Raw genomic sequence first — 12,525 nt, forward strand, 5'->3', positions numbered from 1 at the left:
GGATAGATCATTGCATCTTGGTATAATTTATGTACATTTGTGGATTAACCATTTAAACATTCATGTGTATGATACGGTCTATCGGTTTATTCTGCGTGCTTTGTCTCTTGTCTCTCTTGACAAGTTGTCATACGACAAGCCCTGCGGATCAAGATCTCCCTCCTTATAATCCGAATGTAGAGGCGTTCACTACCGGGAAGATTTCCCGGTATTCTCCCGTTTACTTGATCTTTAATCAAGAGATCCCGGCGGAGCGGTTAAAGGCGGACCGATTGGGGAAACTCGTGCGCCTCAAGCCCGATGTGCCGGGACGATGGGCTTTCGAGAATAACCGGACGTTGGTATTCAAGCCGGAGAAAGGCTTTGAGCGAAACACCTCTTATCAGGTGAACGCCGATTTGTCCGAATGGTTTGAGGCGGAAGGTAAGGATAAGCGGTTCGCTTTTGGTTTTACCACGCTCCCTTTAGCTCTTCGGGGGAATCTGGAGTCGATGGATATCAACAAGAAAAACGAGAATGGGTACGATCTGACAGCCGTGCTTTTCACGCCGGATAAGGAATCTCCGGGGACCGTGGAGTCGTTGGTGGATTTCTCGGAGAAGGTAGACGCTACTTGGCAACACAGCCCGGATGGGAAGAAACATGAGGTAACCTTGACCAATGTTCCCGCCGGGATGGAGGGGGAACGGACACTTAGGCTTTCCGTCTCTTCGAATAAACTAGGCGTGGAAAAGGCCGATGTAGTGACGGTGAACATTCCGGATCAGAATGATTTCTCTGTATACGACGTGGTATATGTATCTGAGCCGGAATGCTACGTGGAGGTCGCTTTCACGAAATTATTGGACTCGGCCCAAGATATGAGAGGCTTGGCTTTTATCGCCGGAAATACCTCGGAGACCGTAAACGTGGATGGCAACAAGCTACGCCTATATCCGGACGCCGACTTGCGAGAGAAGGGTGCGATGAACATCCATCTGAACCAAGGCATCCGCAGTAAGAGCGGCTTGAACCTAAAAGAGGCCGTCGTGCGTCAAGTGGTAGCCAACGAGCAGAAACCTAACGTCCGTTTTATCGGGAAAGGAGTGATCATCCCGCAATCCACGCAATTATCCGTTCCTTTCCAAGCGATTTATTTGCGAGGGGTTACGGTGAGCGTTATCAAAATATTGGAGCAGAATATCGGTCAGTTCCTGCAATCGAACAACTTGGATGAGTCCGGGGAGTTAATGCGTGTCGGGCGCTTGATCGCCCGTAAGACGATCTTCTTGGATGAGGAGGGTCTTGACCTGTCCCGGTGGAATACGTTCGCGGTCGATTTAAAGCGGTTGATCGAGCCGGAACCGGGCGCTATCTACCGTCTGGAGCTTTCGTTTGACCGGCCTTTGTCTGTTTATCCTTGCGGGAATGATACGGTGGTCCTCTCGAAGGAACAGATCTTGGCCTCGGATGAGATCCGTTTCAAGGAAGAGTCCGCCCGTTTTGACGAGGGAGGGTATTACTATTATCGCCAATATGATTGGTCTGATTATAATTGGGAGAAACGGGATGATCCTTGCTCGGACAGTTATTATTTTAATAAGGTGGAGGGAAAGAATGTCTTGGCTACTAATTTAGGACTGGTCGCCATGCTGGGGCAGGATAATGATATGACCGTGTTGGTGCATAATATACAGAATACGGAGCCGGAGCGAGGAGTTACGGTTACCGCCTATAATTACCAACACCAAGCGTTGGCCTCGGGCACGACCGATGACAAGGGACAGGTACGGCTGGATCTCTCCTCGGGACGTCCGTTCTACCTGATCGCCTCACAGGGAACCCAACGTTCCTATCTGCGGGTGGATAACGGATCGGCTCTCTCGCTCAGCTCGTTCGATGTATCGGGCGAGGTAGTCCAGAAAGGGATCAAGGGCTTTATCTATGGCGAGCGGGGCGTATGGCGTCCGGGTGACACGTTGCATCTGGGCTTTATGCTGAACGACCGGGCGAAGCAATTGCCGGCAGAGCATCCGGTGGTGATGGAGCTGTACAACCCGTTAGGGCAAATGTATGCCCGTAAGACACAGACCCGTGGCGAGCTGGGGCTTTATGTCTTCGATTTCGTTACCGAGGCGGATGCCCCCACGGGTGCGTGGAATGTGAAGGCGCAAGTGGGTGGGGTCTCTTTCTCGAAGCGCTTACGCATCGAGTCCATCAAGCCGAACCGCCTGAAGATCGCCTTATCCATGCCGGAGAAGACCTTGTTGCGTGGTGAACCTATGGATGCCCGCCTGCATGTGGAATGGCTGCAAGGAGCTATTGCCCGTAACTTGAAATATGATATACAAGGTACCTTTATCGCCACCCCGACTACCTTCGAGGGGTATAAGGGGTTCTATTTCGACGATCCTTCCCGTGTATTTAATACGGAAGAGAGCAAGCTGATCTCCGGTGTTACCAATGAGCGGGGCGATGCCACGGTACAAGCCCGCTTCGAGCTGGGTTCTACCGCTCCCGGAATGTTGCTGGCAAACCTAGTGACCCGGGTCTATGAGGAATCCGGCGATTTCAGTATCGACGCGGATCGGATGCTTTACTCGCCTTATCGCCGGTATGCCGGTATCAAGTCTCCGCAGAAAGATAAGGAACAACTAAATACCGGAACCAATTACACCTACGAGGTCGCTTCTGTTGATTATTTAGGGAAACCGCAAGCGAATACGGAATTAGATGTGAAAGTATATAAGGTCTATTGGCATTGGTGGTGGGACTCCAACAGTAGCGGTCTGGCCAATTACGTATCGGATTCCTACAATAAGCCGGTAAAGACATTTGCCGTCCGTACGGATGGGGACGGCCGGGGTACGTTCCAGCTCTCTTTCCCGGATAAGGAGTGGGGAACGTATTTCATCTCCGTGAAAGATAAGGAGAGCAAGCACTCTACGGGAGTGATGAGTTATTTCGACTGGCCTTATAACGAGGGCCGACGTAACACCGATGGCAGCGAGTCCGCCACGATGCTTAGTTTCAAGACCGATAAGGATAGTTATACGCCCGGCGAGAAGATGGTAGTCACCTTCCCCTCTACGAAAGGAAGCCGTGCGATTATCAGTATAGAGAACGGCGTGCGTGTCCTTTCCTTGACGGAACATACGTGCGAGGATAAACAAACGACCGTGAGGCTGGATGTGACGAAAGATATGCAGCCGAACGCTTACGTCTATATCACCTTATTGCAGCCTCATGGCATTACGAAGAACGATTTGCCGATCCGCTTGTATGGCGTGGTCCCGTTCACGGTAACTTCTCCGGAGAGCCATCTGACCCCGGTTATCCAATCTCCCGCCGAGTTGAAACCGGATGCCTCTTATACCATATCCGTCTCCGAGAAGAATGGAAAGGAGATGGCTTACACGCTGGCGATCGTGGATGAGGGCTTGCTGGACTTGACCCGTTTCCGTACGCCGGAGCCTTGGAAGGCGTTTAACGCCCGGGAAGCGTTGGGCGTGAATACATGGGATTTGTATAACTACGTGGTTGGCGCTTATGGCGGCCGTATCGAGCAATTGTTCAGTATCGGCGGCGACGATGCGCTGAACAAAGGCCCGAAAGCGATCGTGAACCGTTTCAAGCCCGTGGTGCGATTTGACGGCCCATTCTTGCTGAAGAAGGGGAAGACCGCCCGGCATACCTATCAGATGCCGAATTATAACGGGCGTGTCAAGATCATGGTGGTAGCCGGAAACGGGGAGGCTTATGGACATGCCGATAAGAGCGTGATGGTACGTAAGCCCGTAATACTGCTGGGAACCTTGCCCCGGGTGATCGGCGTGGGCGAGGAGATGGTAGTACCCGCTACGGTATTCGCTACCGAGGATGGCGTAGGAGCCGTGAATGTATCTATCGCTTGCAGTTCGAATATGGAAGTGGTCGGCGAGACGACGAGGAGCTTGAGCTTCGAGCGAAAAGGGGATCAGCAAGCCTTGTTCCGTATCCGGGTGAAGAAGAACCCGGGGATCGGGAAGGTAACGATAACCGCTACGGGTAAAGGGGATAAATCTGTTTATGAGACGGAGCTGGAGATCCGTACGGTACGCCGCCCGCAAGTGAAAGTTACCGCCGCTACCTTGGAGGCCGGCAAGTCTTGGAAAGAGACGGTCGCTATGCCGGGTGCCACGGGTACGAACCAGTTGACCTTAGAAGTGTCGGATATCGCCCCCGTGAACGTATCCTCACGTCTATCTTATTTGTTGGGTTATCCGCACGGATGTCTGGAACAGATCACCTCGAAAGGATTCCCACAGCTTTATATCTCCTCGTTTACGGATTTGACCCTGCAACAGGCGAAATCCACGGAGGAGGCCGTGAAAGAGGTGATCCGCCGTCTGCGCTCTTACCAGACCGTAGATGGGGCTTTCGCCTATTGGCCGGGTGGAACGAGCAGCAATGGCTGGGGTACGGTTTATGCTACTCATTTCTTGCTGGAAGCCTCGAAGAAAGGTTACTTGGTTCCCGAGGCCATGAAACAAAGCGTATTGAATAATCTACGCCGGGTAGCCCGTAATTGGAAGCCGGTTACCTCTTATTATAAAGATTCGGAAGAGGCTACCCAAGCCTATCGCCTGTATGTATTGGCTTTGGCCGGGTCGCCGGAGATGGGTGCCATGAACCGCTTGAAAGAGATGAAAGATTTGACCTCCATGAGTCGCTGGTCGCTAGCTTCCGCCTATGCCTTGGTCGGCCGTGAGGATGTCGCTCAAGACCTGATCAGCAAGACGACGGCTCTTCCTTCCGGTTATTCCGAGTATGACGAGACGTTCGGCAGTGATGTCCGGGATCAATCCATCCAGTTAATGACGCTTTGCTTGTTGGATAAAGGCAAGGAGGCCGCTACCTTGGTGGAAGAATTGTCCAAACAACTTTCTTCGGATGATTGGTTGAGCACACAATCTACGGCATTCGCTTTAGTTGCCTTGTCGGACTACCTAGCTAAATATCGGGTAGACGGGGCCATGGATTTCACGTACGCTTGTGGCGGAAAGGATGGACAGGTGAAAACGGATAAGAATATATGGTCTGAGACCTTATTGGATAAGGCGGGGACCTCGGCGAGCGTCGAGTTGAAGAACACGGGTAAATCTACGCTCTTCGCCCGTATCATAACCGAGGGAATACCGGAGCAGGGAGAGGAAAAAGCGTATGCGAACGGTGTCTCATTGGCGGTTAGCTATGTGGACTTGAACGGAAGTCCGGTCAATGTCGCCCAATTGGAGCAAGGTACGAATTTCTCCGCCGTGGTTACGGTAAAGAACCCTTCGGCCCGGGGATATAATAATTTGGTATTATCGGAGATCTTCCCTGCTGGATGGGAAATACTGAATACCCGTTTCTTGAATGAGTCCGTTACGGACAGCTTGAGCGCCGGAGTGAATTATCAGGATATTCGTGACGACCGTGTTTATAGTTATATAGACCGTCTGCCGGCAGGCAGTCAAGTGACCGTGAAGATTAATCTTTGCGCAGTCTACCCGGGCCGTTTCTACCTGCCTCCGGTGTATTGCGAGGCGATGTACGATTATTTAATCCGTGCGAATACCGCGGGACAAGAAGTTACCGTATTCTAATTTCGTGGGGGGCGGGCAGACCCCGCTCTTATATTTTTTCGAAATTTATTGGATTTATAGTTGTATGCTCGAATAAAACCATTACATTCGCAGCATATTTGAGATTGATTTAAGTTAGTATTAGAAAGTATTTGCTCACAACTTGATTTGTTAGGTAAACTTTTTTAGTCGACATACTCAGCTCAATTAACCATTTAATTAAAGTTTACAAAATGAATCTTTACATTTCAAATCTAAGTTACAACATCTCTGATGAGGACTTAAGACTGTTATTTGCTGATTACGGTGAGATTACTTCAGCAAAAGTTATTATGGATAGAGAAACTGGCCGTTCAAGAGGCTTCGGTTTCGTTGAGCTGAGCGATGATGAGCTAGCTAAAAAGGCTATCGAGGAGTTAAACCAAGCAAGTTATGACGGCAAAGTCATCAATATAACAGAAGCCAGACCTAGAGAGGATAGAGGCGACAGAGGTGGTCGTTTCAATAACAACAGAGGTGGCGGCTACGGTTCCAACAGAGGCGGTGGCTATGGCTCTAACAGAGGTGGCGGTTATGGTTCTAACCGGGACGGTGGAAGATATTAATTCTATCTAGATAAAAAGGAAAGAGCGATCAGAGATGGTCGCTCTTTTTTATTTCAAGCACATAGGCTCGTCCACGGTCTGTCGTGATCTTTAGGTTACTGTTTTCCTCCACTAAAGGCCGTAGCCTTCGGATCAAGGTGTTCAAGGTCTCGTCGGCGTTGATCTTTCCCGGCCATAAACTTTCGCAGATATCCGAGCGGTTCAAGATATGCGTAGGCGATAGGAAAAACATCTCCATCAAGGCATATTGCTGAGGGGTGAGTTTTAGTTTCTCCTCATTCTCCTTATAGAAGGAGGCGGTCTCGCAAGAAAGGTTCAAATTACCGAAAGAGATGGTCTTTCCCGGATGGATAGGCTGAGGCATTATCAACTCCTTTCTATAACGTTTAAGCAATAAGGGCAGGGTAGCGGATAAAAAGGCAAGCCCGAGGAATAGGCCGGGCAAAGATTTGTCCGATAGCCCGATAACCGCAAAGGTGGAGCAATTGGCGTACCCTTGGAATGAGATCCCGATATGATCCGTGGTAGCATTGGGGCTGTTCGCTATGGATGATGCCCAGATAATCGTATCGCTGGCGATATAATATTCGTTGAGTTTCTTGTTGGCATTAGCGGGAGCGTTTTCGGTTTGAGGATCTTTATTGAGTACGTGGATCACGATTCCCGTTTTCTTCTTGTCGGGCGTATAACTCAATGCGTCGGAAAAGTCCTTGTTATAACTTTCTATGGATACCGGATTGCCGAAATGCTTGGATAGATTGGCATAGGTGCGTATGGAATCTTGGCTCATCCATTGGTGGGAATTTTGCAGGATCGTTTGTTGCAACGCTTGGTTCAAGTCTGTCACGATCGTTTTCTTAGCTTCCGTATAACTATGGAAACCGAAGCTGAACGAGAGAATCAGCATTAAGGAGGTACCCAAAACAGATAGATTGGCCGATAGTCGTGTATTCATTATTCGCTAGATTAGAATTAACATAAAAAGAACGTTCGAAGGTACTAAATATTATAGAAGGAAAGTATCCTTTTCGATAGGATTCGGGATGAAATAGACATAAATCCAGCTAAATGACCGGATGTCATGGAAATGTCAGCTACTTATCCGGCGATTATTTATGTTGTTGTTGTCTGTTGCCTCTACTTTTGCCCGAAAACAAATCAAATAAGATGCAGATATGAAAAGATTTCTGATGATGATGACCTTGATAGGGCTTGTGGGAAACTGGAACTCGACGTTGACCGCCCAACTCGTCTCTCCCGATTCATTGTATTTGAACGAGGACTTACCCGAGATAAACATTGTCGCCGTGAAACCCTTGATAAAGGCGGAGGCGGATAAGACTACTTACAGTATCGCCGAGGACCCGGATTCCAGAACCTATACCCTGCTGGAGATGTTGCGGAAAGTCCCTCTAGTGACCGTGGATGGCGAGGATAACGTGAAGGTAAACGGACAATCCAGTTTTAAGATTTATATGAATGGGCGTCCCTCGAATATGTTCTCCAATAATCCCAAGGAGGTCTTGCGTAGTATCCCCGCCAGCATGATCAAGAAAGTGGAGGTGATAACAGATCCCGGTGCCCGTTACGATGCGGAGGGTGTCAGCGGAATCTTGAATATCGTGACGAAAGGAGCGGAGTTCGAGGGATATAACGCGAGTATAAACACTACGGTGATGAACTTATTTAAGAGTGTCGGTGGTTTCGCTACGCTGAAATATGGCCGATTATCGCTTTCCGGAAATTATACGTTTAGCCAACAGTCATCCGAGAGCGAGTCAGATTATCTCCGTACTCAGTCGGAAGACGGTGCGAAGCTCCGGATGCTCTCGGACGTAGACGTGAAATATCCGGCTCATTATGGAAGTCTGGAAGGCAGTTTCGAGATCGATACATTGAATTTAATCTCCTTGTCCGGAAACTTGAATATCGGAAACAGCAACTCTATTTGGAATAGCCATTATAGCAGGCTTGATAAAGAGGGGGAAGAAATCTATGCTTATAACGAGGATATGAGTAAAAAGAACGAATGGGGTAGCGCCTCCTTAAAAGCGGATTATCAGCGTTTATTCAAACGAAATAAGGAAGAGATGCTAACGCTTTCCTATCAGTATGATTATATCCCGAACGATATCTATAGCGTGTTTTACGATAAGGATAAGATGGGTAATGTCTCGTTACCCCAACTGGAGGCCGATTATACCCGGCAAATCAGTCATGCCCGCACCCATGAGCATACGGCCCAGCTTGATTACGTGAATCCTTTTACAAGTACGCATTCCATCGAGGGCGGTTTGAAGCTGATTCGGCGTAGCAGTACGAGCCACGCTACTTCGGAGGTAAAGGAGTTGGATGAGGGTGTCTGGTTACCCGCAGATTTACAGCCTTTGGTGGAATATCGGCATGTGCAGAATATATGCTCCGCCTATGCGGGATATGGATTTAAGTATGGTAAATGGAGCTTGAACCCCGGCATTCGTATGGAACATACTTGGCAGGACGTGACTTATAAACAAGGCGAAGGCAAGGATTTTAATTATCGTGTAACGGATTGGGTTCCTTCTTGGACCTCCGCTTTCCGCTTGGATGACCGGAGTTTGTTTCGCTTGGCTTACAACTTACGTTTACGTCGCCCGAATATCAGCTATTTGAATCCTACGGTGTTCGTGTCTGGGACCTCTATCTCGTATGGAAATCCGGGATTGGTATCGGAGAAACATCATCGTCTTTCGGCGTCATACAGTTATTACGGAACGAAATTGAATGTGCAAGCTTCCGTGCTCTGCACCTTGGGAAAAGGGGTGATTGATGAGTATCTGTTCATTGATTCGGCGAATGTGGTGAATAGTACGTATGATAATCTCGTGGACGTGAAAGCAGCGGGAGGAAACCTTTATCTAAGCTATAATCCTTCGCCCCGGACAAGCGTGTCGCTGAACAGCATGTTGCATTATCTGGATTTACGGGCGCAGGAGGGGAATGAGGTTTACGATACGGATGTGCGTAATTCCGGCTTTTGTGGCTCTGCTTTTGTCGATTTCTCGCAGAAGTTTAAGTACGGGTGGCGTTTTGTCCTGTCGGGTGGGTACGTGCGTTCCGAGCCGAATGTGGGGATGGACTCGTACGGCTTTTATTTTTACGGCTTGAGTGTGGTAAAGAGCTTCTTGAAGGATAAATTGACTTGTACGCTGCGGGCGCAAGATTTTCTGGGAGATCATAAGACGATACAGATTAACGAGCGATATCCGGACTTTCATATCCGGCAGACCGAGCGTATGTTTAGTCGTGGTTTCGGCATCGCCATTAGCTACCGGATCGGTGATTTAAAAGCGAGCGTGAAGAAGGCGGGGAGAAGCATAAGGAATGATGATCTGTTGGACGCCCTAGATAAGTAGGGCGGGCACAGGCCCGCTCCCTACGGTATCATAACTCGTCCAGCCATTTCTTGCCGGGCTTCGTGTAAAGCCAAGCGATAAATAAACCTGTAATAACTCCTACTACTAAGAATAGGGCACTTAATGGATTTAATATCATATTCTTTTATTTTAAAATTTTATTTCCTAACCAAGCTAATGAATAGGTGACACTAAGACCTGTCATTATCATGACCCAACAACTCTTATCAAAAACATTCTCTTGCAAAAGGAGTATTTCTCCCAATACTATAGCGGCGAAAACCAACTTAGCCAAATCAAAAAAGAACTTCCCTAAAGTCTCCCTCCTGATCTTGTCCCGCTCTTTCTTAATAATTATTTTCTCAAAATTTCCCATTTCCCCATAGTCTCTTGTTTTGGTTAATACTACTGATTATATGTAGGCAAATGTATATATTATCGGCGACCTGCCCAACTTTTTTATGTGGAATCGCTTATTTTCCCTAATTTTGTATCCCTAAAACGGATGAATGTGGAAGAGTATTTGAATCAACTGAATGAGAGCCAGCGGGAAGCGGTGGTTTACAATGAGGGGCCATCCTTGGTCGTGGCCGGGGCTGGCTCCGGTAAGACAAGGGTACTGACCTATAAGATCGCTTATTTATTGCAATTGGGATTGCCTCCCTATAGTATCTTGGCGCTGACCTTTACCAATAAGGCGGCCCGGGAGATGAAAGAGCGTATTGCGGCCATCACCGGTGACCAAACGGCCCGTCGGCTATGGATGGGAACGTTCCATTCCATCTTCTCCCGTATTTTACGGAACGAGGCGGAGCATATCGGTTATCCTTCCAATTTCACGATTTATGACGCCACTGATTCCAAGAGCTTACTGAAATCCATCATCAAGGAAATGCAATTGGACGATAAGGTGTACCGCCTAGGAATGGTGCAGAGCCGGATCTCCAACGCGAAGAACTCCTTGATAACTTATACGGCCTACGAGCAAAATAAAGAGCTCGTGGAAAGCGATATGAATGCCAAGGTCCCCTTGCTTCGGGAAATCTACAAACGTTACCAGAGCCGTTGCCTGCAAGCGGGAGCGATGGATTTCGACGACTTGTTGCTGCAAACCAATATCCTGTTCCGGGATCATCCGGCCGTCTTGGAGAAATACCGGAACTTCTTCCGGTATGTATTGGTGGATGAGTATCAAGATACGAACTTCGCCCAACACTTGATCGTGCAACGGCTTTGCGAGAGACACGGCCATATCTGCGTGGTAGGGGATGACGCCCAGAGCATCTATTCCTTCCGAGGCGCTAATATAGATAATATCCTGCAATTCAAGAATCTTTATACCGGTTGCCGTATCTTCAAGCTGGAACGGAATTACCGTTCCACCCAGAATATCGTGAACGCTGCCAATAGCTTGATCGACAAGAATACACGTCAGATACCCAAAACGGTCTATTCCGAGAAGGAGGCGGGCAACAAGGTGAGTGTTTTCATCTCGTACTCCGATTATGAGGAGGGCTACACCGTAGCCGCCCGAATCAACGAGATGCACGGGATATTAGGGAAATTCTCGTATGCTGATTTCGCTATCTTGTATCGTACCAACGCCCAGTCCCGTATCTTGGAAGAGGCGTTGCGAAAGCGGGGCATCCCTTACAAGATTTACGGCGGTTTGTCTTTTTACCAGCGGAAAGAGATCAAGGACGTGATCTCTTACTTCCGCCTGATCGTGAACCCGCACGACGAGGAGGCCTTGAAGCGAATCATCAATTATCCCACCCGGGGAATCGGGGACACGACGGTAGGTAAGCTTGTCGGCGCCGCTACCGAATACGGGGTAAGCCTGTGGACCGTGCTTCAAGCCCCCTTGGAATATTCGCTACCGATAAATAACGGTACAGCTAAGAAACTGAGCGATTTCCGTAGTTTGATTGAAGTTTTCATTGAAGAGAATAAAAAACTCTCCGCAGAGGAATTGGCTACTTTGGTGGTGAAGCGTAGCGGCATCGTTTCCGACCTGTTTCAAGACCGTTCCGTAGAGGGCGTGAGCAAGCAAGAGAACTTGCAGGAGTTGCTGAAAGGTATCGCTGAGTTTTGCGAGATCCGGCGTGAGGAGGGCATGGAGCAAGTCGCCATGTCCGACTTCTTGGCGGAGGTATCCTTGCTCACCGATCAAGATAACGATAAAGAGGAAAACTCCGATAAGGTCACGATGATGACCGTACATGCCGCCAAGGGATTGGAATTCACGAATGTTTTCGTGGTAGGCTTGGAGGAAGACCTATTCCCCTCGTCCCTGTCGAAAGATAACCCGAGAGCGGTAGAGGAGGAGCGTCGTTTGTTCTACGTGGCGATTACCCGTGCGGAGCAAAATTGCGTATTGAGCTATGCGAAGAGCCGCTATCGTAATGGGAAGACGGATATGTGTACGCCCAGCCGTTTCTTGAAGGATATAGACGCTAAGTATCTGGATATGCCTTCGGATGCCGGCGCTTCAGATGCATTCGCCTCGGCCCGTGAACGCTACGGGCGCCCGGCTTTTGCCTCTCCATTCCGGCAACCAAGGGCGGTTGAGGATGATTTCGTGTCGCCGGTGAAGCAAGCGGCACAGCGTCAAGGGCATCTTACGAAGCTAAAAAACACGATGGAATCGTCCTTTTCGGCGGCTCCAGCCACGGATCTATCGGGGTTACATGTGGGTTCCAAGGTTCGCCATGATCGTTTTGGGGAAGGTGAGATTGTCTCGATAGAAGGAGAGGGTGGTAACGCGAAGGCTACAGTGGCCTTCGATCATTTCGGACAAAAGCAGTTACTTTTGAAGTTCGCTAAACTTACTATGTTGAATGATTGACGGTTAGCTTATGGCATGTCTGGGCATGCTACGAGCCGCATCGTATTTCGCACCGCATTTCGCACTACGTTTCGAATGACCAAGGTGTTGGT

Annotated in this window: 6 protein-coding genes; 4 read left to right on the forward strand and 2 right to left on the reverse strand. The window is 49.0% G+C overall.

From position 1 onward, the window contains the following. The first annotated feature begins 68 nt into the window (after positions 1-68). Positions 69-5,606, forward strand: a complete 5,538-nt coding sequence (locus tag CI960_RS08370; protein ID WP_005857271.1) for an alpha-2-macroglobulin — start codon at positions 69-71, stop codon at positions 5,604-5,606. A gap of 212 nt (positions 5,607-5,818) precedes the next feature. Next, entirely contained in the window at positions 5,819-6,190 is a 372-nt protein-coding gene (locus CI960_RS08375; RefSeq protein ID WP_005857269.1) for an RNA-binding protein, read from the forward strand. Between the two features lie 28 nt (positions 6,191-6,218). On the opposite strand, the gene CI960_RS08380 is transcribed toward CI960_RS08375, so the two are convergent. Then, positions 6,219-7,145, reverse strand: a complete 927-nt coding sequence (locus CI960_RS08380) for a helix-turn-helix domain-containing protein (protein WP_005857267.1) — start codon at positions 7,143-7,145, stop codon at positions 6,219-6,221. Between the two features lie 220 nt (positions 7,146-7,365). On the opposite strand from CI960_RS08380, the gene CI960_RS08385 reads away from it, so the two are divergent. Beyond that, the gene (locus CI960_RS08385) at positions 7,366-9,585 is read left to right on the forward strand and encodes an outer membrane beta-barrel family protein (RefSeq protein ID WP_005857266.1); all 2,220 of its coding nucleotides are present in this window, start codon (positions 7,366-7,368) and stop codon (positions 9,583-9,585) included. A gap of 145 nt (positions 9,586-9,730) precedes the next feature. On the opposite strand, the gene CI960_RS23900 is transcribed toward CI960_RS08385, so the two are convergent. Beyond that, positions 9,731-9,961 carry a DUF6722 family protein gene (locus tag CI960_RS23900; protein WP_005857263.1) on the reverse strand — a complete coding sequence of 77 codons (231 nt, stop codon included), beginning with the start codon at positions 9,959-9,961 and terminating at the stop codon, positions 9,731-9,733. Positions 9,962-10,090: 129 nt separating this feature from the next. On the opposite strand from CI960_RS23900, the gene CI960_RS08395 reads away from it, so the two are divergent. Then, a complete protein-coding gene (locus CI960_RS08395; RefSeq protein ID WP_005857260.1) occupies positions 10,091-12,433 on the forward strand; it encodes an ATP-dependent helicase in 2,343 nt (780 codons plus the stop codon). Positions 12,434-12,525: the final 92 nt, after the last annotated feature.

The organism is Parabacteroides sp. CT06 (assembly GCF_002257605.1).
GTDB lineage: Bacteria > Bacteroidota > Bacteroidia > Bacteroidales > Tannerellaceae > Parabacteroides > Parabacteroides distasonis.

Excerpts from the sequence above, each read along its gene's own strand:
- CI960_RS08380 (WP_005857267.1), bottom strand. The coding sequence starts at position 7,145 with ATGAATACACGACTATCGGCCAATCTATCTGTTTTGGGTACCTCCTTA.
- CI960_RS23900 (WP_005857263.1), bottom strand. The coding sequence starts at position 9,961 with ATGGGAAATTTTGAGAAAATAATTATTAAGAAAGAGCGGGACAAGATC.
- CI960_RS08375 (WP_005857269.1), top strand. The coding sequence starts at position 5,819 with ATGAATCTTTACATTTCAAATCTAAGTTACAACATCTCTGATGAGGAC.
- CI960_RS08395 (WP_005857260.1), top strand. The coding sequence starts at position 10,091 with ATGAATGTGGAAGAGTATTTGAATCAACTGAATGAGAGCCAGCGGGAA.
- CI960_RS08370 (WP_005857271.1), top strand. The coding sequence starts at position 69 with ATGATACGGTCTATCGGTTTATTCTGCGTGCTTTGTCTCTTGTCTCTC.
- CI960_RS08385 (WP_005857266.1), top strand. The coding sequence starts at position 7,366 with ATGAAAAGATTTCTGATGATGATGACCTTGATAGGGCTTGTGGGAAAC.